This is a genomic window from Hymenobacter latericoloratus, assembly GCF_014199535.1.
Classification (GTDB): Bacteria; Bacteroidota; Bacteroidia; order Cytophagales; family Hymenobacteraceae; genus Hymenobacter; species Hymenobacter latericoloratus.
Window position 1 is genome coordinate 1,050,504 of record NZ_JACHNV010000001.1, and the last position, 24,636, is coordinate 1,075,139.

Genomic DNA, 24,636 nt, shown 5'->3' on the forward strand with positions numbered 1-24,636 from the left:
CCCTGCATGAGTCGATATAATTCACCCAAGTCACCGCTTTCCTCCTTGTTGCTGATGGCTGAAGATGCTGAAGAAATGGTGTCCATTGTGGCCGCCGACCCCGATCAGACGCTCAGCGCCGACGAATCGCCGGAGGTGCTGCCGCTGCTGCCCGTGCGCAACACGGTGCTGTTTCCGGGGGTAGTGCTGCCCGTCACGGTTACCCGCAAGAAGAGCATTCGGCTGGTGCGCAAGGCCTACCGCGGCAACAAGATTGTGGGGGTAGTGGCCCAGAAAAACGGGCAGAGCGACGACCCTACCCTGCAGGACTTGTATCAGGTAGGCACCATGGCCAAGATCCTGAAGCTGCTGGTGCTGCCTGATGGCAATACCACCATCATCATTCAGGGCCAGTCGCGCTTCCGTATTGAGGCCGAGGTGCAAAGCACGCCCTACCTCACGGCGCGGGTAAGCTACTCGCCCGAGGCTTTTCCCAACAAGCAGTCCAAGGAAGTAAAAGCTCTGGTGTCGTCGTTGAAGGAAGCGGCGGCCAAAATGCTGAAGCTGAACCCCGAGATTCCGCAGGAAGCCCAGGTGGCGCTGGATAATATTGAGTCGCCTTCGTTTCTGACCCATTTCCTTTCTTCCAACATCAACGTGGAGGTAGGAATCAAGCAGCAGCTGCTGGAAATCAACGACGGCGTGGAGCGCGGAACCCAGCTGCTGGAGCTCATGCTGAAGGAAATTCAGCTGCTGGAAATCAAGCGCGAAATCCACACCAAGGTTCACACCGACATCGACCAGCAGCAGCGCGACTATTTCCTGCGCCAGCAGATTAAAGTGCTGCAGGATGAGCTGGGTTTTGACGGCCCCGACCAGGAAGTGGAAAAGCTGCGCCAGCGTGCCAAAGACAAAAAGTGGCCCGAGGCCGTAGCCAAGCACTTTACCAAGGAGCTGGATAAGCTCACCCGCATCAACCCCCAGGCCGCCGAGTACCCGGTAAGCGTAAACTACGTGGAGTTTCTGCTGGACCTGCCCTGGGGCGAATACACCAAGGACAACTTCAACCTGAAGCGCACCCAGAAAATCCTCGACCAGGACCACTACGGCATGGAAAAGGTGAAGGCGCGCATCATCGAGTACCTAGCCGTGCTCAAGCTGAAGCAGGACCTGAAAGCCCCTATTCTGTGCTTGTACGGCCCTCCGGGGGTAGGAAAAACTTCCCTGGGCCGCTCTATTGCCAAGGCGCTGGGCCGGCAGTACGTGCGCATGAGTCTGGGCGGCGTGCGCGACGAGGCTGAAATTCGGGGGCACCGCAAAACCTACGTGGGCGCCATGCCCGGCCGCATCATCTCCCAGATCAAGAAGGCCGGCGCCTCCAACCCGGTTATCGTGCTCGACGAAATTGATAAGCTGGCTTCCGACTTCCGCGGCGACCCCTCGTCGGCACTGCTGGAAGTGCTGGACCCCGAGCAGAACTCCACCTTCACCGACAACTACCTGGAAGTAGAATACGACTTGTCGCGGGTGCTGTTCATTGCCACGGCTAACTCCCTGGAAACCATTCAGCCCGCCCTGCGCGACCGGATGGAAATTATTGACCTGACGGGCTACACCCTGGAGGAGAAAACCCAAATTGCCAAAAAGCACCTCTGGCCCAAGCTGCTGCAGGAGCACGGCCTCGGCCCGAAGGATGCCGGCATCAGCACCTCAGCCCTGCAGCGCGTGATTGATGACTACACCCGCGAGAGTGGGGTGCGCAGCCTGGAGCGCAAGCTGGGCGCGGTAGTGCGCAACGTGGCCAAGAGCAAAGCCATGAATGAAGCCTTCCCCTCGACCCTGGAGCCCAAGGACATCCACCGCATCCTGGGGGCCGCCATCTTCGACCGGGACCAGTACCAGGACAACGAAACTGCTGGGGTAGTTACGGGCCTGGCCTGGACCAGCGTGGGCGGCGACATTCTCTTTATCGAGAGCCTGCTGAGCCGGGGGAGGGGCAAGCTCACGCTGTCGGGCCAGCTCGGCGACGTGATGAAGGAATCGGCCGTGACGGCCCTGAGCTACCTACGCAGTCGGGCCGAGGAGCTGGACATTGATTACCGCCTCTTCGATCAGTACGATTTGCACATTCACTTCCCCGAAGGCGCCGTGCCCAAGGATGGGCCCAGCGCAGGCATTGCCATTTTCACCAGCATTGCCTCGGTGTTTACCCAGCGCAAAATTCGGAGCCATTTGGCCATGACGGGCGAAATCACGCTCCGCGGGAAGGTGTTGCCGGTGGGCGGCATTAAGGAGAAGATTCTGGCGGCTAAGCGGGCCGGCGTCCGCGACATTATTCTGTGCCCCAAGAATAAGAAGGACATCGACGAAATTCCGACCGATTACCTCAATGACCTGACCATCCACTACGCTGACCGAGTAGATGATGTGCTGCGGGTAGCGCTGCTGGAAGAAAAAGTAGCTCACCCTATGAAACTGGTGGTGCGCGACGAGGCGCCAGTGCCTGCTTCTCCAAGCGTGGAGGTTAGCTAGAGCTGCCAGAATTCCCTACCCCCTCGGTGCCGCCAGGGGGGTAGGGAATTCTGCGGCCGGGCACGCAATAAAGCGGCGGAAGTAGGCGTCTTATCGGGCAACCTGCTTTATCTTTCCCCCGATGATTCGACCCCTACGCCACAGCCTTTTTTTGCTTCCTTTCCTGGCGCTGGGCCTTGGCGGCCTTACTCCGGCTATGGCCCAGATTGGCGGGCAGCAGGCATTTTCCTTCCTCAATCTGCCTACCAGTGCCAAGCTGGCCGGGCTGGGCGGCGTGAACGTTTCCTCCCGCGACGCCGATGGCACCATGATCTACGGCAACCCGGCCCTGCTGAACGCCGATATGGATGGGCGGTTGGCCCTGGGCTACGTCGATTATTTGGCCGATATCAAGCAAAGCACGGCCGTGTACGTGTTCAATACTGAGAAGGCAGGTCGGTTTGGCGTAGGGCTTACCTACCTGAGCTACGGCAACTTCGAGCAGTTCGACGCGGCGGGAAACTCACTAGGTCAGTTTTCAGTGAACGAGTACGCCCTGAGCATTGCTAACTCCTATACCAGCGGGGCCTTTACCATAGGCGGCACCCTCAAGCTGGCCGGATCGGGTATTGCCGGCAACCACTCGTTTGCGGCTTTAGCCGATGTAGGCGGGCTGTTCAAGCACCCGGAGCAGGACTTCACCGTAGGCCTGGTGGTGCGTAATGCCGGTATTCAGCTAAAGCCTTACGATGGCGCTGACCGGGAGCCCATGCCGCTGGATGTAGAGCTGGGCACCTCGTTCAAGCCTGAGCACCTGCCGCTGCGTTTTTCCTTCACGGCTCACCACCTGCAGCGCCTCGACATTGTGTACCTCGACCCCAACCAGCGCGGGCAGCTGGACGAGAACGGCGAGGAAATCAAGCCTAAGAAGAGCTTGGGCGACAAGATTGCCCGGCACTTTGTGGTAGGCGGGGAGCTGCTGCTCAGCAAGAACCTGAACCTGCGCGTAGGGTATAACCACCTGCAGCGCCGGGAGCTGCGCTTGGAAAATACGTCGGGCGGCGCAGGCTTCTCTTTCGGGGTGATGCTGCGCGTCAGCCAGTTTCAGCTTGATTATACCCACGCCGGTTACCATGCTTCTGGCGGGGCCAACTACTTCACCATTGCCCGCAACCTCGATTCTCTGTTCAAAAAATCACAGTAACTACTCGCTTTTCCTACCCCCTGGCTCGTAGCTAACCTGGCAGGCTTCTGGCCTCTGCTCTTGCTACAACTACCTGTTCTTCCTTCCGCCAAATTTTAGAAGTCACACCGCTTCGTTATTCGGCTTGTTTACCCTGATTCTTATGCTCGACTCCGCTGAGTTTCTCACCCCGGCCCAGATTGTGGCCGAACTCGATAAATACATCATTGGCCAGCACGAAGCCAAGCGCCACGTGGCCATTGCCCTGCGCAACCGGTGGCGCCGCTTGCACGCCCCAGCTGCTATGCAGCGCGAAATCGTGCCCAACAACATCCTGATGATTGGCTCCACTGGCGTCGGCAAAACCGAAATTGCTCGTCGTCTGGCCAGCATTTCGGGTGCTCCGTTCACTAAAGTGGAAGCCTCTAAGTTCACGGAAGTAGGCTACGTAGGCCGCGACGTAGAAAGCATGGTGCGCGACTTGGTGGAGCAGTCAGTGAACATGGTGAAGCAGCGCCGCAAGGAAGAAGTAAAGGTGCAGGCGGCCCAGGCCGTGGAAGATGCCATTCTCGACATTCTGATTCCGCCGGTTACTACCTCGGTTGCTACTCCTAAACCCGCTCTGGGCTTCCCAACTACCGCTGCCAATGAAGTGCCTGATTCCGACCACGAACTGAACGAGCGCACGCGGGAGCGGTTTCGGGAAAAGATTCGGAATGGGGAAATGGACGAGCGCAAAATTGAAATCCGGGTGCAGCAGAACAGCAGCCCAGGCATTGGTGTAATCGGCGGCCCGGCCGGTATGGACGAGGCCAGCATGGCCGGCATCCAGGACATGCTCGGTTCCATGCTACCCAAGAAGACCCGCAAGCGCAAGGTAACCGTAGCTGAGGCTCGCAAGATTCTGCTCGATGAGGAAGCCGCCAAGCTCATCGACATGGACGAGGTGAAGGATGAAGCCATCCGCCACGCCGAAAACGCGGGTATCATCTTCATCGACGAAATCGACAAAGTAGCCAGCCGCAGCGGCAAGGGTGGCGGTGGCCCCGATGTAAGCCGGGAGGGCGTGCAGCGCGACCTGCTGCCCATTGTGGAAGGCTCCGCCGTGAGCACCAAGTACGGCATCATCCACACCGACCACATTCTGTTTATTGCGGCCGGCGCCTTTCACGTAGCCAAGCCTTCTGACCTGATTCCGGAGCTGCAGGGCCGTTTCCCCATTCGGGTGGAGCTACAGAGCCTGAGCAAAGATGACTTCTTCCGTATCCTGAAAGACCCGAAAAATGCCCTCACCAAACAGTACGAGGCCTTGCTGCAGGCCGAGGGGGTAGCCCTGTCGTTTGAAGACTCAGCCCTAGAGCGCTTGGCTGAAATTGCGTTTGAGGTGAACAGCGAGGTGGAAAACATCGGAGCCCGGCGCCTGCACACCGTTATGAGCCGTCTGCTCAATGACATCCTGTTCGATGTACCCGACAAAATCGGCCCGAATGCGCGGATTTTAGTTAACCGCGAAATGGTGGAAGAGCGCCTGCGCGACATGGTTCGTAACCGCGACCTGAGCCAGTATATTCTGTGAGGAGGGGAAAGGAAAAGACATTCAGCTGCTTCAAACAAAGAAAAGAGGCTACTACGGTAGCCTCTTTTTCGGTTTAGACCGTACTTTTTACCAGCCTCTCACCTCCCTCACCCAGCCTTATGCATTATTACATCATCACCGGAGCCAGTCGCGGGCTAGGCAAAGCCTTGGCGGAAGCTGTGCTGCGCCTCCCCGATACAAAGGTTGTCGGCGTTTCGCGCCACGCCACCATTGAGCACGAGCGGTACGCTCACCAGCCCCTGGACCTTTCTGATATGCTAGCCGTGCAGAACAATCTGCACAAAGTATTTCCGCAGTGGCCCGATGCTGAAAGCATCACCCTGATCAACAACGCCGCCGTACTTGGTGAAATTGGCTACCTGGGTGAGCACCAGAACGAGCACTTTGAGTTTGTGTTTGATGTGAATGTTGTGGCCCCTGCTATGTTCATGAACACCTTTCTTAGCGCTTACGGCGGGTTGTCAGTACCGCGTACCATCCTTAACATCAGCAGCGGTGCCGCCCAGCGGGCCGTTGACGGTTGGGGCGCCTATTCAGCTTCCAAAGCTGCCCTCGATGCGCTGTCCTGCACCGCTCAGAAGGAGCAGGACCTGCGCGGCAGCGGCATCCGGGTCCGCAGTCTTTCCCCCGGCATTCTCGACACAGCCATGCAGGAGCACATTCGCACTGCTGATGAGCACAGCTTCAGCGAAGCCGCTCGGTTTGCAGGCTTTCATCAGGAAGGAAGATTGGCCCAACCGCGGGAGGTAGCAGAAAAAATTGTAGGATGGCTGCAACAGCCCGCGCCAGCCAACGAGAAGGTAGTGCTCCGCATAGATGCGCTATAAAAAAGCCCCGGCCAGTAAGGCCGGGGCTTTTTTAGGGTGGGGCAGAAGCGACCTAGTAGCCGGGGTTCTGCTTCATGTTCGGGTTGTTCTGAATCTCGCGGAACGGGATGGGGAACAACAAACGAGTTGGGTCTGTGATGCCCAGTACGGTCTGGGCCCGGTTGGTGCGGATAAGGTCAAACCACCGGTGCCCTTCCAGCGCTAGCTCTATCCGACGCTCCTGATAGATGGCGTTCAACAGCGAGGACTGCGTCAGGCCCGTTGCCAGGAGTGCGGGCAAGCCAGCCCGGGTGCGCACCCGGTTTAGCAGGGTTAGCGAGCCAGTCAGGTCCTGCAGTTGGGCTTTGGCCTCAGCTCCCGTCAGCAGGACCTCGGCCAAGCGGAATATTTTGTAGTTGTCGGTGCCGGTACCAGGGTCTCGGTACTTGATGCCGGTGCCAGCAACTACCGCACGGTTGGCGATAACAGGGGTACCATCGGAAACGGTAGCGTTGCGGCGGGTATCACCCGTTTCGTAAGCCGTCAGGAGGGTACTGGCGGGGCCATTCGGGTTCACCTCATTGCGGCCACCGTTGGTAGTAGGCAGGTTGAAGAAGGCAAACTGGCTTTGCGTGTTAGCGTCAAACTGCAGCTCCAGAATCGATTCGGTGGTGTTCTCCGACGTGAAGTTGGTAGCGTAGCTGGGCGTAAGCTGGAAACGGTTGCTGTTAATAATCTGATCAGCCGCCGTTTCGGCTTCCTTCCATTTGCCGGCATACAGCTGCACTCGGGCAATCAGAGCCTGGGCCGCTGATTTAGTTGCCCGGCCGGTGCCCGTATCGGGCAGGTTGGGCAGGGCCTGATTCAGGTCAGCCAATACCTGCGTATATATCTGTTCCTTGGTGCTGCGTGCTACAAAGAGCGAGTTATCAGGCGTTGAGGTTGGCGTCAGAATAAGAGCGGCATCTCCCCAGAAACGGGTCACGTCGAAGTGACAGTAAGCCCGGATGAACAGTGCTTCGGCGATGATGCTGTTCTTCTCCGCGTCGGCCAAGCCGGTCACGTTTGGAGCGTTGGCAATTACGTTATTGGCCCGGTTGATGGTCCGGTAAATTGCGTAGTAAACGTTGGTGAGGGTAGTGTTATTCGAAATGATATTTCGAGTTTTTACCTCCGCCAACTGCGGGAAGGTGCCGGTGTGTGCCAGGTTGTCGGCGGCCAAATCAGCCAACAGGGGGTAGTACAGCCCCAAATAGTCGGCACTAGTCATGGCGCCGTACACGCCTATAATGGCACCGCGGGCACCGGCAGCATCGGTGAATACGTCATCCCGGTCAACAGAGGTCTGGGGGGTAGGGTCCAGGAAATCAGAGCAACTGCTGGCGCCAAAAGTCAGCAATCCCAGGGTAGCGAGTGTGAAAAGCTTGGAACGAAAGTTCATAGTAACGAAGTCTCAAGAAAGGTTAGATACCCAGGTTTACACCAACCTGCACAGTACGGGCTTGGGGGAAAGTCAGGAAGTCAGTACCCAAAGAGGTATTGCTACCGCTGAAGGTGTTGATTTCCGGATCAAGACCGGAGTAGTTGGTGAAGGTGAGTAGGTTTTGCCCTGAAACATACACGCGGGCGTTTTGCAGGTGCAGCACGCGGGTAGCACCGGCCGGAAGGTTGTAGCCCAGGGTCAGCGTTTTTAGGCGGGCGTACGAACCATCTTCCAGGAAGCGGTCGGAAGTACGACGGTTATTGTTCGGGTCACCCCAGGCCGCCCGAGGGAAGGTGGTGCTGGGGTTAGCAGCCGTCCAACGCTCCCGGGTAGAAGCCAACTGGCCAAACTGAGCATTCATACCCTCCGCAAAGGCCCGCGTGTTGTTATAGATTTCGTTGCCGTACTGGAATTGGAAGAAGAAACCTAAGTCGAATCCTTTGAAGGAGAATTGGTTGTTAAGACCGCCAAAAAACTTCGGCTGAGCTGTACCAATGATCTTCTGGTCGTCGCCGGTGATTACACCATCATTGTTTAGATCCTTGAAGCGGATATCACCCGGAGCGGAGCCCTGCTGGTACACAGCGGTAGCGCGGCCAGTCCTAGCCCGGGCGGCCTCCGTGTCTGCGGTAATTTCGCCTTGTGTCTGGTAAATCCGGTCCACTACGTAACCGTAGAAAGAGCCCAAAGAGTGCCCTACCCGCACCTGGTTGGCAAAGCCCGAGAGGAAGGGGGCGTTATTTACCAACTTGGTTACCTCGTTACGGATGAAGGAGATGTTGGCGTTGGTCGTCCAGGTGAAGTTGTCTTTGGTGAAATTCTGGGTCGTGAGCTCAAATTCAAGGCCCTTGTTTTCCAGCGCGCCTACGTTCTGGGTTACCGAAAGGAAGCCAGAAGTCAGGGGCAGCGGACGGTTCAACAGCAGGTCATTTGACTCCCGACGGAAGGCGTTGGCCGAAAGCAAGATACGGTTGTTAACAAAGCCCAGGTCAATGCCTACGTTGATTTCGTGCTGCTTCTCCCAGCTCAGGTCATTCACGCCAATTTGCGTGGGCACCAAGCCGGAAATCTGGTTGTAGTTGGCCAGGTTGCCCGCGCCTACCCCGTAGAGGTTGCGGGAAGCAAAGTTGCCAATCTCGAAGTTACCCGTCTGGCCGTAACCAGCCCGCAGCTTCAACTCACTGATAGCCGTTTTGGGGAAGAAAGATTCCTCCGAAATGCGCCAGCTACCTGAAACGGCGGGGAAGTAGCCCCACTTGTTGTCAACCCCGAAGCGCGAGGAACCGTCGCGGCGCACGGAAGCAGCCAGAATGTATCGGCCCTTGTAATCGTAGTTCGCGCGGGCAAAGTAGGAGAGTAGGGTCCAGAGCGTGCCATCCGACGAAGCTTCCGTCCGAACGGAACCGGCCGCTAGGCGGGTGATTTTGTTTGTGGCAAAGCCGCTAACCGTGGTAGTAATGCCTTCCTGCACCGATTTCTGCGCGCTCTGGCCCAGCAGCATCGTCAGGTTATGATCCCCGAAAGACTTGTTGTACGTCAGGGTGTTTTCGGTTAGCCAGCTGATGTCGTAACGGCTGTTCGCGTTACCCAGGCCGTTGCTGCCGGCGCCCTGCAAGAGGGTGCTGGGGACAAACCGGTCTTCCTTCAGGTTCAGGTAATCAGCGCCAAGCGAAGTCCGGAAGCGCAGGTCCTTAAGAATGTCAAGCTCCGCGAAGACGTTACCAATCACACGGTTATTGCGGGCTTGCTGCAAGGGCAAAGAAGCAGCGGCCAGCGGGTTTTCAACCGATGAATACGGGTCGCGGGCAAAAGTGCCATCTGCGTTATAAATGGGCGTTTGAGTGCCCAGCAGAATGGCGGAGCTAAGTACCCCGTAAATGTTGTTGTCGTTCTGAATGCGGTTATTCAGCGAGCGGGAGCCGGTCAGGTTGAGGCCAATACGCGCGCGGTCTGATATTTTATTATCAACGTTGATGCGTACGCTACCCCGCTGGAAGTCTGAACCCTTCACAATACCTTCCTGATCGAAGTAAGTACCCGAAATCAGGAAGCGGGTGCGGGCATCGCCCCCAGAAGCCGTCAGGGTATAGTTGCCAATCTTGGCGGTGCGGAACACTTCATCCTGCCAGTTGGTGCTGGCGCCGGTGAACAGGGCTTGCGTAGAAGTTGGGTTGGCAGCTACATAACGAGGTGCAAGGCCAACGTTTGTGCGTGCTTCATTAATCAAGTCCTGTGCTTCCTGCCCATTCAGAACGTCCAGCTGCTTGATGCGCTGCTGCACCCCCTGGTACACATCCAGGCTGATTTTGGTTTTGCCCGTCTGGCCCCGCTTAGTGGTTACCAGTACTACCCCGTTAGCGGCCCGCGAGCCATAAATAGCGGCGGCGGCGGCATCCTTCAGCACCTGAATGGAAGCAATGTCATTCGGGTTAATGTCAGACAGTGCGTTCAGCTGCTGGTTACCCACGGCAATGTTGGAGTAGCTGCCGGTATTGATCGGCACCCCGTCAATTACATACAGCGGGTCGCTGCTGGCGGAAATAGAGTTGTTACCCCGAATACGAACAGCAATACCGCCACCCGGAGTACCCGAGCTAGCCGATACCTGTACGCCTGCTGCCCGGCCCTGCAGTACTTGGTCAATACCTGCAACAGGCTGATCCTCGAACTGCTTGGCATCAATGGAGGCAATAGCACCCGTGACCAGCGCTTTGGATTGTTGCCCGTAGCCCGTTACCACTACTTCGCTGAGCTGCTTGCTGTCCGGAGCCAGACCAACGGTTATACTGCCGTCCCGAATAGGTTGCTCAAGGGTGAGGAAACCTACAGAACTGAAAGTAAGGGTAGTGGCAGTGGTGGGAGCGGTAAGTGTAAAAGTACCGTCTGAGTTGGTCGATACGCCCGTGGTAGTACCCTTTACCAGCACGGTTACGCCGGGCAAACCTTCACCAGTCGTACGGTCCGTTACCCGTCCAGAAACAGTACGGGTCTGTGCAAGTGACTGCGTTGCCATTAAAGCAAGTGCAGGCAGAGCAGCTAATAGTAGTTTTTTCATGTATGCACTAGGTGTGTTGAAGATGTTTCGCTTTGAGAGCTATTCGATTGAATTATTGCCAAAATAAGGAGATAAAAATTATCAATCTATTTGATGAGTAAAAAACATGTGCAGCTCGACCATATTTCTCGGCCAAGTGCAGCAATTCCTGGGTAAATGGAAATCTTTTGCCAGTGAATTGATAACTAGTCGTAGCCTTCTGTGATGATACCGCCTTGTGGCAGGTTGCTAAACACTTAGTTTCATGGGCAGGAGAGCCCGAATTAAAACAAAAAAGCCCCAGCTGGAAGCTGAGGCTTTTTTTATCATTAAAGGTGACTTACTTGATAACAGTCACAAGGCCAGTATAAGGAGCATTGGCCTGAGTACCGGACACTACTCCCCCTGAGAGAGGAGTATAGACTACCCGGCGGCCATCCTTCAGCAATAACTCATATGAGAAGAGGAACCCTTCGTTTTCCTTGAGGGAAGCACGAGTCAGGGTCGTGCGGGCCCCGGCCTGCGAGGCGCCAGTAGCACGGGTTAGACCCGTGATAACCTCGTTCAGGCTAACAGTAATGTCGGCAGAGGCTGGCGGCACGGTTTTGAGCAACACACGCGGTCCTAGGCCCAACGCTGGGGTAGCGGCTACGTTATATCCGCGGAATGAGCGGTACACCTCAACAGCCTCAACGGCGTTGAGGTCGCCGCCTTTCACCTCAATGGAGAAAGTTGCCGTAGGGTTACCAGTGCCGGCAATATCGCTCAGTTTAAATGTACTTTGGCTGGCAAGGTTGGTGAAAACCACAGGAAGCTCCTCTGTTTTGGGGTAGGGGAGATTGTCCTCGTCCCGGCAGCTGGAGAAGCTGAATGCCGAAGCTGTTAATAGCAGGGCATAAAAAAAATTTTTCATGGTAAGGTCAGTTGAGGTGACTACTAATGACGGGCTTCTAGGGAAGCAGCGTCTTAGCGGTCCCAGAAGATTTTTTCCGTCGTGATGTTCGGCTGCGTCTTGGGCGCGTTAACGTTGGTCAGCAGATCATTCAGGCGGTAGGGCAGACGCACTGGAAACGCACCGGTTTGGGTTGTCTGCGGGTCATTATCGGTGTCCGCAAACGGAACCGCTGGGAAGCCAGTCCGGCGGTAGTCGGTGTACACATCAATGCCGGTACCGAAATTGGCGACGTACTTTTCCGTCATGATGATGTTCAGTTTCTCACTGGCGGAACCGGCATCATAGCGGGTTAGGACGGCCGTACGGTAAGAATCAACTGCGTCCTTGCCAATTGTGGGGCTACCGTCGGCGGCGGCAATGGCATTCACCTTGTTGAAGGCAGCATTAAGGGCGTCGCTCAGAGCCACACGGGCAGCGGCAGCGTTGTTGAGTACAGTTAACTGAACCTCGGCCTCAATGAATTTACGGCTAAAGAAAGTAATGAAGCGCTGTGCCACTACACCTTTACCTGAGGCACCGGTAGCCGTTCCACCACGGTTATCATCGTAGCGCCCTCCTACGGGGTAGAGGCCTTGCAGCGTACGCAGGTTGGTGGTGTTGGCGCTGGCCTGTGGCCCAATGCTGCCAAAGCGCACCGAAACAAAGCGGCCATCTTGGTAATCAGCCGTGGAAAGCGCTGCCGTAGAGTTGTACTGGTTGAAGAAGTAGTATGGAATACGTGGGTCGGTATTCTTCTTCAGCAAATCGTAGAAGTACGGGTTGACGTTGTTCTCACGTGAGGAAGCCACGTAATCGCCTTGGAAGCCAGGATTGCGGTTTTCGGGCGAAGCAGCGGATGTATTGTACCGGAACTCAAAATCGTCGGCCTCCGTGATAAGGTCAGCCGTCAGCAGCGGCGTTACGTCAGCGCTGACGTCGCGGGTTAGCCTTACCTGGTTGTAAAGCTTTAGCTTAAGCGTGTTAGCCAAGCGGATCCACTTCGTGCTGTTACCCCCGTAAATGAGATCATCAGTGGAAGGATTACGACTTGAGTCCGTACGCTTCAGGTTGGTGATACCGGCATCGATAAGACGAAACAGGTCGGCATAGATAGCTGCGTCGTCGTCGAACTTAGGATCCGGATTCTGAAGCCCCAGCAGAGCTTCTGAGTAGGGAATATCACCCCACATATCCACCATCTCGCTAAAGATATACGCCTTCTGAATTTGGGCGATACCCACGTAGGACCAAGCACCTGATGCAGTGGCGCGGCTAATGACCTGCTCATTATTTTCCAAAGCACTGGTGTAAAGGCCCAGCCATTGGTTGTTGAACGTGGTGCCGTCGAGGCTGAAGGAGCCTACCCGGAAATTTACCAATTGCTGCATGATAGCCGAGGCCGGTTGGCTGAGGCCCTGCACGCTATTGCCCAGGTAAGTTGCCATAGCTGCCTGCGTGGTAGGCATCAGCAAGGTGACGGGAACGTCCACCGGATTGATAGGGTCGGTGTTAACGTCAAGAAAGGTGTCGCAACCGGTCAGACCACCCACCAGGACAAGCGCCATAGCCAGTGTTACCGGAATCTTCGTTATTTTCATGGAATGTGCGATTAGATGCGGTTGGAACTTAGAAATTCACCCGCAGGTTCACTCCGTAACGACGGGACGTAGGAGCGTTGGTGTACTCGAAACCTTGGGCGTTGGAAGCGCCATAGGTGTTGGTTTCGGGGTCGAAGTTGGAATGCTTCGGCACGTTCGGCGAGAACCACCACAGGTTGCGACCCGAGAGGCTCAACGTTACGCCGCGGAAGGGTGTTTTTTCCAGAATAGAAGTGGGCAAGCTATAGCCCAAGGTTACTTCCCGTAGGCGTACTGTCGTGCCATCATATACCGAAAACTCTGAAGGACCGCTCAGCGCAGCTGAGCCCGTCCCGAAGTAATAGTCGTTCAGGGTGATAGCCGTAACGTTGCGGATGGTGCTGCCATCCTGAGCTAGGGTAGGCTGCTGCGTATTCGGGTTGCCATACACGCCGTCAATGACCAGGGTCTTCTCCCGATCCTCCGTGTCTTGGGTTACGCCCCGGCCCATCAGGGACGCTAGGGTAGTGGAATATACGTCGCCGCCTTTACGGAAGTCAATCACGCCCTCGAGGGTAAGGCCCTTGTAAGTGAACGTGTTTGTGAAACCGAAGATGTAATCAGGGTTGGGGTTGCCAATGATTCCTGGGGTCAAGCTGCGGATGATCGTGCCGTTTGCAGCATTAATCAGCACTTTGCCCGACTGAGGGTCGCGTGCGGCGACCGACCCCAAGATCTGACCGTAGGGCTGGCCCGGACGGTGCACCGCCTGGGGGTCGGAGAAGAAGTTACCGCCCAGCAATACCTGTTCCGTACCTTCCCGCAATTCCTCGATGATGTTGCGGTTGCGGGTGAAGGTGGTGAAACTGGTCCAGCGGAAGCCACCGGCATCCACCGGAATCAGGGTCAGCGTACCTTCAAAGCCCTTGTTGGAAATCTCTCCGAAGTTCGTCACGTACGACGTGAAGCCTGTGGCGTAAGCCAAGGGCACGTTGGATATCTGGGAGGTAGAGCGCTTATCGTAGTAGGTGGCGCTGAGCACAACCCGATCCTTGAAGAAATTCAGGTCTGTACCAAATTCCAGTTCTTTAGAGAATTCTGGCTGCAGATCCAAGTTACCAATGGCCCCGCTGATGGCCGCACCGGGCAGGCCGTTGAACGGGAAGCCCGTGCCGCCAGCGTTGTTACCAAAGAAGGGATTGAGGCCGAAGCGGTTATTGATAACGTAAGGTGAGGCATCCTTGCCGGCCTTGGCAAAGCCAGCACGCACTTTACCTAAGTTCAATACATTAGATTCAATGCCGAAAGCTTCGGTAAAGATAAGTGAGGCACTAACGCTGGGATAGAAGAAGCTCCGGTTGTTCTTGGACAGCGTAGAAGTAAATTCGTTTCTGGCTGTACCGTTGAGGTAGAAGAAGTCCTTGTAACCCAGGGTCACGTCGGCTAACACCCCAGCCAAGCGGCGTTTAGTAATAGCCGAGCCATTCTGCGCTACTTTAGTTGTGTTGGTGATGTCGTCGATGTCGAACGTAATATAGTTAGAGCCGACAACAGAGGAGGCTTCAAACTTACGCTGGTTAGCATTCGCGCCCACAATAGCTTTCAGGCTGATGTCCTCTGTGAGGTCCCGATTGGCCGTGAGCAATGCCGTTCCCTCCAGTTCGGTGTTGCGAATGTAATCCTGAATGATTTCGCCCAAGCCGCCGGCCCCTACCGAGCCCGGCCGCAGCACAGAGCGGCGGTTGTCGGTGTAGGTGTTCAATCCTCCGACAAAGCTGGCAGAAAGCCAATTGGTGATATCGTAGCTTAGGTTAAGGCTGTTAACCACGCGGTCCACGCGCGAAGTGTAACTGTTGTACCGAGTAGACCAATAGGGGTTATCAGCCTGGCCGGTAAGCCATGCAAACTGCGAAGCACGCGTAAGCGGGTTCTCATAGGGTAAACCCGTGAGGTCCATGTTGCGCGGGATGAACATCATCCGGCCGAAAGCCGAAGCATTACCAATGGCGTTGTTAGCTCCAAGCTGCGGACCTTGCTGGTCGGTGTTCGAATATGTGATGTTAGCCCCGATACGCAGCTTGCTGAACTGCCCCGAACCACCTGCACTCAAGCTGGTACGGTTAAACTTCGACTCCGGAATCATCCCCTTCTGGTCGGAGCGCGAAAGCACTGCCCCAAACGTAGTGTTCTCGCCGGTGCCGGAAACGTTGATGGAGTTTTCGTACAGGCTACCTGTATTAAAGAAGTCCTTAACGTTATTCTCGAACGCTTTGTAAGGATAGCGTGCTCCTTGGAACTCAGGGAAGGCAGCAATTCCACTTAGGGGGTGGAGCACATCAACCGGGGCTTGAGCGCTGCCGAAGGCCGGGCCCCATGACCCGTTAGCTGCTGAGTAAACGAAGTTTGCCCCTGACCCATACTTATTCTGATAGTCAGGCAGGTTAGCTACCTTCTCAACGGAATATGAGGTGTTGTATCCCACCCGGATGCCCTTGTCGCCACGCTTACCAGAACCCGTTTTTGTCGTGATAACAATAACGCCGTTGGCGGCACGGTTACCGTAAAGAGCGGCGGCAGCCATACCCTTGAGCACGTTCACCGACTCAATGTTGTTAGGGTCAATGTCAGCTGCCCGGTTAGAATACGACGAGCCGCGGGTGAGGCTGTTATCAGAGTTGGTCTGCTGGTTGTCGTAGGGTACACCATCAACAATGAACAGAGGCTGGTTGTCACCGTTAAGGGAAGAGCTGCCGCGAATTGTGATGCGAGTAGCAGAACCCGGAGCTCCGTTGGCGCCCACAATGTTTACCCCAGCTACTTTCCCCTGGAGCGTCCGCAGCACGTCGGGCTCCGACTTTTGCACTACCTGCTGGCTTTTTACCTCAGCAACGGCGTAACCCAGGGCGCGCGACTCGCGCTGGATACCCAAAGCCGTTACTACTACCTCGCTCAGCTGTTTAGTATCAGCAGCGAGCCCCACATTGATTTGCGTATCGGTACCAATGGGGCGTTCTACCGTAATAAACCCAATGGAGCTGAAAACCAAAGTGCCGTCTCCGGCAGGTACAGTCAGTGTGTACGTACCGTCGGAGTTGGTTGAAATACCGTTGTTGCTACCCTTCAGCAGCACGGTTACCCCCGGCAAGCCTTCGCCTGTCGTGCGGTCCGTTACTCGGCCGGAAACACTCCGAGTTTGGGCTACCCCCTGAACGACACTTAGTGCCGCCAAAGGCAGACCCATGAGTAAGGATTTTCTCATGGAAAAGAAAAAAGATAAAGGTGAAAATGCGCGGTTTCAGGAACAAGTACCGTTCCGCGCTTAAAAATAAGCAGAGTTTATTGAAATATGTGTCTTAAAACAGTTTTGACACTATTAATAATGTCAAAAACCTCTTTAGTCTCCGCTATATGCTATAGCTAGTAGCAGGCAATAGTTTTAAAGATGTATATCAGCTATATAGAATTTATAGGTGTATGTAGTTTTTGATGTAAATGTGATTAATATAATCGTGATTTGATTAAAATAATTATATTACATAAGGCTTTGTATTGTGTTGTTAGCAATATCAAAATCAATCTGGATCCTATGAGTTAACATCAGTACTATTGTTTGCGGTGGCTCCCCTGCTTCGAACTGGCAAGTGTATTCTCGTAGATAAGATTTGTACTTAATAAAGAGGGGTTTTAGGGTTAGTTAGCTATATCAGATAAGCAATTGGATAATGTATTCTGATGTATATAGCTAATTAGAAGTGTGTTAGCATTATGTTGGTGTTTGCTTTCTCTAGTCTCTGTGAGCTATGTAATATTTGGTATTGTCAAGTGACGTCAGTTGGTGCTATGCAATCAGATAAAATTTCAGAGCAATAAGGGCCAGCAAATCAACGCTTCATACCAGATCCGTTTGCGCAAGAGTAATAGAAATTGGATATATAGGTGTCTGTAAACGGAACCGTAATCATCCGTCTAAAGCCAGACTCAGGAGTCTTACTATACAGGTTGGGCCTAAAAAATGCAACAGATAACACAGCGTACTGTAGCTGAACTGTTGATTGCTTCCAAGCTGGGGCTTTTACATCCTATTTAACTGCTAGGTGATATAAAAGTGTGGAATAATTACACGATATATTATTTGCTAGAATTTCCAGCAGTTTCCGCTACGGGTCTCTTTTTGCAATTAGCTCAGGCGGCCCCTTGTGCTGCTTTGGCATAAGCCCACAACTATGGAGCTAAGCTTGGCCGAACAAGTAGGTTCAGCCGGACAGTAACTTTCACCGCAACAGCACAATGGCTGGAGGAATGTAGTTAGGCGGACTTGATAACTCACCGGAATAGATGCGCCCAAACCCACTGATGGCATCAGTGAATTTGGGGCATAAAATGGATTGTGGAGCCAACAGTAGAAAAGCACTTGATAACTCTACTCACGCCACGGCTAGTGGGAGGCTATAGGGTAGGGTAGGATACCCCTGCTTTTTAAACTGATTGAATTTTTAATGTATAGAGCAGATTCTTGTCATGTTGGCAAAGAAACAATTCGTTTATTTACGGCATCGTAAGTTCATTCTAACATTTTCACTCACATGCGCAAAACAATACTTTCTGCGCTTCTGAGCGCGCCCATCCTGTTGCAGCAGGCCGCCGCCCAGAACCGCGAAATCTCCGGGCGTGTTACTGATGCCTCTAATGGCCAGGGACTTCCGGGGGTTACTGTTCTCGTGAAAGGCACCACTATTGGTGCTTCAACCAACGCTGATGGCGGGTTTACCATAAGTGTGCCCGCTTCCGCCACTACGCTGGTTTTTAGCTCGGTTGGCTACGCTGGTATTGAGCGTGCGATTGGTACCAGTTCTACGTTCAACGTAAGCCTAGGATCCAGCACCCGCAATCTGGATGAGGTAGTTGTAACGGGTCTGGCTACCTCGGTTAAGCGTTCAAACCTAGCTAACGCTATTACAACCATTTCTGCCAAAGAATTGGTTGGTAGCACCCGCCCGGTTACCGTTGATGCCGCTTTGAGTGGTAAGGTAGTAGGGGCTAACATTGCCCAGACTAGCGGAGCGCCCGGTGGCGGTTTATCAGTTCAGTTGCGGGGTATTTCCACTATTAACGGTTCTTCGCAGCCTCTGTATATCATTGATGGCGTGTATGCCGTTAATGCGGAAGTTGGCAACGGAGCGGGAGCTGCCGCCTTTACGGGAGCCGCTGCCGGAACTGGTCGTACTACGCAGGATAATGGTATTAACCGCCTTTCCGACCTCAACCCCAATGACATTGAGAGCATTGAGATTCTGAAAGGCCCTAGCGCCGCCGCTATCTACGGCACACGGGCTAACGCAGGGGTAGTAATTATCAAAACCAAGCGCGGGGCTGCGGGCAAAACCCGGATAAGCTTCAATCAGGACCTTGGTTTTGCCAAAGCATGGCGCCTGTTGGGCAAAGAAGACTGGACGCCGGCCAAAATTGACACTTACTACGCTTATCCCTCCAACGCAACTGCAGCTCAGATTGCCGCCGTTGATGCTACCCGGGCAGCTGAAAAAGCGAAACTGGCTACAGCGCAGGCGGCTGGTAACATATACGACTACGAGAAGGAAATTTACGGCAATACGGCCTTCCTACGTAATACTGGCTTAAGCATCTCCGGTGGTGATGAGCGCACAAAGTTTTTCGTGTCAGGCTCAACCACCAACGAAGAAGGCATTGTAAAGCGCACAGGCTTCGAGCGACACTCCATCCGGGCCAACGTAGATCATAAGATCGGGAAACGAATTGATTTGGGCGTAAGCGCCAACTACATCAATTCTATGAACCGGCGTGGTTTTACCGGTAATGACAACCGGGGCATTGCTCTGGGCTATACACTGGCATACATTCCTAGCTACGCACAATTGCACAAAAACGAGTTGGGTCAGTTCCCTGATTCGGAATACACCGGTGACAACCCCCTCGCAGTAGTTGAGCGGGCCATCAACGAGGAAACAACCAACCGTTATGTGCAAACGGCAAACCTGACGGTAAGACTTATTGACACGGAAGCATCGTCCCTGCGATTTGCAGCGCAAGGCGGGGTTGATTTTTCCAGCAGCAATGCCTTGCTGGCTTTGCCCTCTGATCTGCAGTCGCAACGTAGCCTGGCACTACCAGGAGCTGCCCGGGTAGCCAAAAACCAGTTTTTCAACTCGAACCTGCAGGGGTTCCTGATTTATGATTGGAAGCTGGGCGACGCGGTAAACCTGACTTCTCAGGTAGGTACGGTGAGGCTAGGTCAAAAAACGAATCTTACGTTCAACCAAGGCCAAAACCTGTCCCCTGGCCCGCCTTACACCCCCAACCGCGGAACCGTAACTACGCAGGAAACCGTCATTACGGAAGAAGCGGATTTGGGCTTTGTGGCCCAGCAGGAAGCTAACTTCCGTGACCAGATTATTGCCACGGCGGGTATTCGCTTTGACAAGTCAAACCGTAATGGCAACCCGGACAAGTACTACGCTTTCCCCAAAGCGTCATTAGCCGTCAACATTGCCAAGTTTGGTTTCTGGTCGCTGGAAACCATGAACCTGTTGAAACTGCGAGCTGCTTACGGCGAAACCGGTGGCCCGGCCTTCTTCGGTGCCCTTTATTCGCCCCTGACTGCTACTTCAACTGGTGGTCGCCCGGGCCTGCTGACTTCTACTTTGCTGGGTAATCCGGATATCAAGCCGGAAACTGCTTCGGAATTGGAGTTGGGTATTGACCTGGGATTCCTAGACAACCGGATTGCGCTGGAAGCCTCGGTGTACAACAAAAAAGTATTTAACCTGGTAAATACGTATGCGTTGGCGCCATCAACTGGCCTGACGTCCATCCGGGCGTACAACATCGGCGACCTGCGTAACCAAGGACTGGAGCTCGCGCTGAATGTCAACCCGGTTCGCAGTAACCTCATCAACTGGAATTCCTCTACGCAGTTCTGGCTGAACCGCACCGAGGTAACGAAGCTGTATGATACCCCGCTAGTAGTGCCTCCTTTCAACACTGGGTCGGGCTTTGGGGCGACGTTTGGGCGTAACGTATTCGTGGAAGGAGAATCACCTTCGCGTTGGTTTGGTACCCCTAACGATCCGAATAGCCCCAACTTCAGCGGGCTGACGCGCTACGAGGATGCGCAGCCGAGGTTCCAAATGTCGTTCCTCAACTCATTTACCATTGCTCGTAATCTGGAGCTTTCCTTCCTGCTGCACTGGAAAAAAGACGGCTACAACAGCAACCTGAGCCGCTTGTTGAAAGACGAGGGCGGCACGACCGAGGACTGGAGCAGCCCAAGCCCCGAGTCGGGTGTTCCCAATGGCATCTATCGCCAAGGGCTAAGTGCTCGTGAATTCATCCAGAATTCAGGCTACGTTCGCCTGCGGGAGGCTTCTGTTTACTACTCCCTGCCCGCTAGCATCCGCACCGCCCTGTTTAAGGAATATGTGCAAAACATTCGGTTTGGTGTATCCGGGAACAATTTGATTACCTGGACTGATTATGTAGGCTACGATCCAGAGGTGTCCAACTTCGGTGCCACGTCCAACTTCGCGCAAGTAGATGTAGCTGGCTACCCAAGCACGCGCCGGATCTTCTTTCATATCAACCTTGATTTCTAAGGGTTTCTCACCTCATTTTGACACTCAATCTCATGCGATATTTACACCGGAAGATAACCGTAGCGGCCGCATTGGTGGCACTGCTCGGAACTACTTCGTGCGGTTTCTTCGAAGTTGATCCCATACAGGACCCCAACAATCCCAGCCTGGGGTCAGTATTAAACAATGCCAACAAGGCGCAGCTTGATGCGTTGGCGGTAGGGGTAGAGGCGTCGTTGCGTAACGCCCACACCGGCAATGCCCCGTATAACTGGGTGGCCGGAACGCTAGGTAGAGAGGTGACTATTCTGGCCTCAACCGAGTCGCGGTGGTACGGGGAGCTACAAGGCACCCGTAATACCCTGGACGATGCTGCGTATTACAACGGCTATTACACCCCTTTGGCGCAGACGCGCCGGGCCGCTCAGATATTCCGCGAATCGGCCAATAATAGCCAGGCAGTTAATGACGAGCAAAAGCAGGGTATTGCGGGCTTTACGCATACCTACGAAGCGCTGGCTCAGTTCATGCTGTTGAATATGCAGGGTAGCAACGGCATTCGTATTGCTGTTAACGACCCGCTGAGACCAGGCAAGTTCGTGACGCCGGCGGAGGCCCTGACTAACATTCGCCAGTTGCTCGATCTGGGCGCTAGTGAACTGGATAAGGGAGGTGCCGCTTTCGGCTTCCCATTGTCAACTGGATTTACCGGCTTCAACACCCCCACAACTTTCAAGCAATTCAACCGCGCCCTGGCTGCTCGTGTTGCCTTGTATCAGAAGGATTACAGCGGTGCCCTAACCGCCCTGAACGGGTCGTTTATAACCCGTACCGGTGCCCTGACTCTGGGACCTAAAATCACGTTCAACCCTGCTATTGCTGGCGACGCCGGTAATGCCTACTTCCAGGTTTCGAACAACACCGGTTCCAACGTTATTGCGGTGCCAGATAACTTCGTAACGGAAGCAGAAACCGGCGATGCTCGGTTAAGTAAGGTAGGCCGCCGTACTACTCCTCGTGTTACGGGTGGAATTTCGTTGCAGTATGAATCCCGGCTGTTTTCCTCTAACTCCAGTCCTTTGGATATCATTCGGAACGAAGAGCTGATTCTTATCGCCGCTGAGGCGAAGGCGAATACAAATGATTTGCCCGGTGCCCTGGAGGACGTGAACGTTATCCGCACTCGTTCCGGCAATCTGGCCGCTTTGCCGGCTGGGTCTTTCTCGTCGCTGACGAAAGCCATGGACGAAATCATTAAGCAGCGTCGCTACTCACTTTTCTTCGAAGGGTCGTACTTCTTCGACTTGCGGCGTACGGATCGTTTGAAGCCTGTTGTGACAGTAGATGCTACTTCCACTCCACGACAGACGTTGGCCTTCAGCACAACTCCCTACAATCTGCTACAGAATATGCCTAAGCCAGCGGCTGAAAAAGCCTGGGATGCCACTAATCCCTAAGCTGGGTTAACTACCAATAAAAAAGAGGCTGCTCATCTGAGCAGCCTCTTTTTGTTAGAACCAGTCCGTTCTTCAGTAAGAAGATCGTAGCTAATTCTGCATCAAATAGCCCTTGATGTATTCTTCCAAATCCCCATCCAGCACGTTCTGTACATCGGTGCGCTCGATGCCCGTGCGCAGGTCTTTGATGAGCTTGTAGGGATGCAGCACGTAGTTACGAATCTGGGAGCCGAAGTCGATACGCTTCTTGCCAGCCTCTACAGCGGCGCGGGCCTCGTTGCGCTTATCCAGCTCCAGCTGGTAGAGGCGCGACTTAAGCATGCGCAGGGCGTGCTCCTTGTTCATGAGCTGGCTGCGCTCAATCTGGCACTCAATCACGATACCCGAAGGGGCGTGCTTGAGGCGTACGGCGGTTTCTACCTTATTCACGTTCTGGCCGCCTGCCCCGCCCGCCCGGTAGGTGTCCCAAGTAATATCGGCGGGGTTGATTTGAATGTTGATGGTATCGTCCACCACCGGGTAGGCGAAAACAGAGGCAAACGAGGTATGCCGCCTGCCGCTGCTGTCGAAGGGCGAAATGCGCACCAAGCGGTGCACCCCTATTTCACTTTTGAGGTAACCGTAGGCAAACGCACCATCAATTTCCAAAGCAGCGGATTTGATACCAGCTCCTTCACCAGGCTGATAGCTTACTTGCCGCACAGTGAAGCCCTGCTTTTCGCCCCACATGATGTACATGCGCATGAGCATTTCGGCCCAATCCTGGCTTTCAGTGCCACCCGCACCGGGGTTTATTTCCAGAATGGCGGAGAGCTGATCCTCCTCATCGGAGAGCATGCGCTTGAATTCCAGGCGCTCTACCGCCTGCTGGGCTACGGCAAACTCACGCTGCATTTCGGCTTCCTCAACTTCGCCTTCCCGGTAAAAGTCATAAAGCACCTCAGTGTCACTTACTAGCTTTTCTACGGCTTCGTAATCGTCGGTCCAGACCTTAACCGCCTTGATTTCCTTCATGACGGCTTCGGCCTTTTTTGAGTCATCCCAGAAGCCGGGCGCCGTGGTCTGCTGCTCTGTTTCTACTACCTGAGCTTTGCGGGCATCGTAGTCAAAGATACCTCCTCAGGGCCTCAGCGCGGCCCTTCAATTCCTTCACCTGGTCGTGGGTCATGGAAAAAAAGAATGAATGATAAAACGAGTGGTGCGTCCGGCTTGGCGCATTACCGGCCAAAGGTCAGCATAAATCAGGTAGCCGCACCTGCCCACCAGCTGAAATGCTATAAAGCAAAGCGGACGGTGCCTAGGGCGCCGTCCGCTTTGAGTGATAGGGTAGGGGTAGGAAAACTAAATCCGCACCATCCATTCGTGCACGTCGGGAGCGTCACCGCTGCGGATGGCTGCCAGGGCGGCAGAAACGCGGTGGGAGAAGGCATCGGCGGCGGGAGTAGGGAGGGGGTAATCCTGGCCCTGGTAGCCAATAACGGCAATTGGCGCAATGGTAGCGGCAGTGCCTACCCCGAATGCTTCCTGCAAGGTGCCATTGGCCTGCGCTTCCAGGATTTCTAGAGCCGAAACTTTGCGCTCCTCCACCGGCATACCCCAGTCGCGAGCTAGCTGAAGCACGCTGCGGCGGGTGATGCCATCCAAGATAGAGGTGCTCAGGGCCGGTGTGACAATGCGGTTATCAATTACAAATACGGCATTCATGGTGCCGGATTCCTCCACGTATTTATGCTCGGAGGCATCCGTCCAGATCAGCTGGTTATAGCCTTCCTGCTGGGCCAGCTTAGTGGGGTACATGGCGGCTCCATAATTGCCGGCATTTTTCGCAAATCCGGCGCCGCCCTCAGCCGAGCGTACGTACTTTTCTTCGAAGCGTACGCGCAACGGCTTGTTGTAGTATAGGCCTACCGGGCAGGTGATAATCATGAAACGGTAGGAGTCAGATGGGCGCACCCCCAGCATGCCATCGGTAGCAAACATAAAGGGCCGGATGTAGAGGGCGCTGCCGGGGAAGTTCGGCACCCATTCGGCATCCAGCCGGATCAGCTGGCTCAGGCCCTGCATAAACAGCTCCTCTGGTACCGCGGGCATGCACATGCGCTCGGCCGAGAGGTTCAGGCGGTGCAGGTTGTCATAGGGGCGAAAAATGAAAATTTCGCCCTGCTGATTCTTGTACGCCTTCATGCCTTCAAAAATGGCCTGCCCGTAGTGCAACGCCGAGTTGGCCGGGCTCACGGGCATATCAGCGTAAGGCACAATCTGCGGCTCCTGCCACTCGCCATTGTGGTAGTCCACCACGAGCATGTGGTCGGAAAAAGTCCTGCCGAAATCGAGCTGGTCGAAATCTACTTCAGCAAGACGCGAGGCGGTAGTCCGCTGCGTAGGAATAGTGAGGGTAGCAAGCATGAGGAGTGGGGTGGGAAAAGGTAACAACTGCGCATCTGCCGCCGGCCAGGGAAATAGCCGGG

13 protein-coding genes are annotated in these 24,636 nt (G+C 54.6%); 6 read left to right on the top strand and 7 right to left on the bottom strand.

Annotation, left to right across the window (positions count from 1 at the left end):
• The first annotated feature begins 54 nt into the window (after positions 1-54).
• From lon to GGU46_RS04655, 4 genes are all read left to right on the top strand, one after another.
• Positions 55-2,511: an endopeptidase La gene (gene lon / locus GGU46_RS04640; protein WP_183402361.1), complete on the top strand. Its 2,457-nt coding sequence runs from the start codon at positions 55-57 to the stop codon at positions 2,509-2,511.
• A gap of 121 nt (positions 2,512-2,632) precedes the next feature.
• Positions 2,633-3,694, top strand: a complete 1,062-nt coding sequence (porQ, locus tag GGU46_RS04645; RefSeq protein ID WP_246398620.1) for a type IX secretion system protein PorQ — start codon at positions 2,633-2,635, stop codon at positions 3,692-3,694.
• A gap of 142 nt (positions 3,695-3,836) precedes the next feature.
• The gene (gene hslU / locus GGU46_RS04650) at positions 3,837-5,249 is read left to right on the top strand and encodes an ATP-dependent protease ATPase subunit HslU (RefSeq protein WP_183402362.1); all 1,413 of its coding nucleotides are present in this window, start codon (positions 3,837-3,839) and stop codon (positions 5,247-5,249) included.
• A gap of 119 nt (positions 5,250-5,368) precedes the next feature.
• Complete coding sequence (locus GGU46_RS04655; protein WP_183402363.1) at positions 5,369-6,097, top strand: SDR family NAD(P)-dependent oxidoreductase; 729 nt, start codon at positions 5,369-5,371, stop codon at positions 6,095-6,097.
• 52 nt (positions 6,098-6,149) lie between these two features.
• Here GGU46_RS04655 and GGU46_RS04660 read toward each other — a convergent pair whose 3' ends face one another.
• From GGU46_RS04660 to GGU46_RS04680, 5 genes are all read right to left on the bottom strand, one after another.
• Positions 6,150-7,517, bottom strand: a complete 1,368-nt coding sequence (locus tag GGU46_RS04660; protein WP_183402364.1) for a RagB/SusD family nutrient uptake outer membrane protein — start codon at positions 7,515-7,517, stop codon at positions 6,150-6,152.
• Between the two features lie 22 nt (positions 7,518-7,539).
• Positions 7,540-10,614 carry a SusC/RagA family TonB-linked outer membrane protein gene (locus GGU46_RS04665; RefSeq protein WP_317171856.1) on the bottom strand — a complete coding sequence of 1,025 codons (3,075 nt, stop codon included), beginning with the start codon at positions 10,612-10,614 and terminating at the stop codon, positions 7,540-7,542.
• A gap of 319 nt (positions 10,615-10,933) precedes the next feature.
• On the bottom strand, positions 10,934-11,506 hold the full coding sequence (locus tag GGU46_RS04670; RefSeq protein ID WP_183402366.1) for a hypothetical protein: 573 nt from the start codon (positions 11,504-11,506) through the stop codon (positions 10,934-10,936).
• Between the two features lie 53 nt (positions 11,507-11,559).
• On the bottom strand, positions 11,560-13,125 hold the full coding sequence (locus tag GGU46_RS04675) for a SusD/RagB family nutrient-binding outer membrane lipoprotein (protein ID WP_183402367.1): 1,566 nt from the start codon (positions 13,123-13,125) through the stop codon (positions 11,560-11,562).
• Positions 13,126-13,153: 28 nt separating this feature from the next.
• Complete coding sequence (locus GGU46_RS04680) at positions 13,154-16,363, bottom strand: SusC/RagA family TonB-linked outer membrane protein (protein ID WP_183402368.1); 3,210 nt, start codon at positions 16,361-16,363, stop codon at positions 13,154-13,156.
• A gap of 1,324 nt (positions 16,364-17,687) precedes the next feature.
• Here GGU46_RS04680 and GGU46_RS04685 point away from each other — a divergent pair.
• Positions 17,688-20,732, top strand: a complete 3,045-nt coding sequence (locus tag GGU46_RS04685; protein ID WP_183402369.1) for a SusC/RagA family TonB-linked outer membrane protein — start codon at positions 17,688-17,690, stop codon at positions 20,730-20,732.
• Between the two features lie 17 nt (positions 20,733-20,749).
• A complete protein-coding gene (locus tag GGU46_RS04690) occupies positions 20,750-22,168 on the top strand; it encodes a RagB/SusD family nutrient uptake outer membrane protein (protein WP_183402370.1) in 1,419 nt (472 codons plus the stop codon).
• 90 nt (positions 22,169-22,258) lie between these two features.
• Here the strand turns inward: GGU46_RS04690 and prfB are convergent.
• Together prfB and GGU46_RS04700 are read right to left on the bottom strand one after the other, a co-directional pair.
• Positions 22,259-23,336, bottom strand: a protein-coding gene (gene prfB / locus GGU46_RS04695; RefSeq protein WP_183402371.1) for a peptide chain release factor 2 whose coding sequence is annotated in 2 segments (ribosomal slippage) — positions 22,259-23,275 and positions 23,277-23,336 — 1,077 coding nt in all. Because the reading frame shifts where the segments join, the coding sequence is not laid out codon by codon here.
• Between the two features lie 173 nt (positions 23,337-23,509).
• Entirely contained in the window at positions 23,510-24,574 is a 1,065-nt protein-coding gene (locus tag GGU46_RS04700) for a branched-chain amino acid aminotransferase (RefSeq protein ID WP_183402372.1), read from the bottom strand.
• Positions 24,575-24,636 lie beyond the last annotated feature (62 nt).

What these genes read in the sequence shown, in the direction of transcription:
- lon (WP_183402361.1), top strand. Translation starts at nt 55, where the DNA reads ATGGCTGAAGATGCTGAAGAAATGGTGTCCATTGTGGCCGCCGACCCC.
- porQ (WP_246398620.1), top strand. Translation starts at nt 2,633, where the DNA reads ATGATTCGACCCCTACGCCACAGCCTTTTTTTGCTTCCTTTCCTGGCG.
- hslU (WP_183402362.1), top strand. Translation starts at nt 3,837, where the DNA reads ATGCTCGACTCCGCTGAGTTTCTCACCCCGGCCCAGATTGTGGCCGAA.
- GGU46_RS04655 (WP_183402363.1), top strand. Translation starts at nt 5,369, where the DNA reads ATGCATTATTACATCATCACCGGAGCCAGTCGCGGGCTAGGCAAAGCC.
- GGU46_RS04660 (WP_183402364.1), bottom strand. Translation starts at nt 7,517, where the DNA reads ATGAACTTTCGTTCCAAGCTTTTCACACTCGCTACCCTGGGATTGCTG.
- GGU46_RS04665 (WP_317171856.1), bottom strand. Translation starts at nt 10,614, where the DNA reads ATGAAAAAACTACTATTAGCTGCTCTGCCTGCACTTGCTTTAATGGCA.
- GGU46_RS04670 (WP_183402366.1), bottom strand. Translation starts at nt 11,506, where the DNA reads ATGAAAAATTTTTTTTATGCCCTGCTATTAACAGCTTCGGCATTCAGC.
- GGU46_RS04675 (WP_183402367.1), bottom strand. Translation starts at nt 13,125, where the DNA reads ATGAAAATAACGAAGATTCCGGTAACACTGGCTATGGCGCTTGTCCTG.
- GGU46_RS04680 (WP_183402368.1), bottom strand. Translation starts at nt 16,363, where the DNA reads ATGAGAAAATCCTTACTCATGGGTCTGCCTTTGGCGGCACTAAGTGTC.
- GGU46_RS04685 (WP_183402369.1), top strand. Translation starts at nt 17,688, where the DNA reads ATGCGCAAAACAATACTTTCTGCGCTTCTGAGCGCGCCCATCCTGTTG.
- GGU46_RS04700 (WP_183402372.1), bottom strand. Translation starts at nt 24,574, where the DNA reads ATGCTTGCTACCCTCACTATTCCTACGCAGCGGACTACCGCCTCGCGT.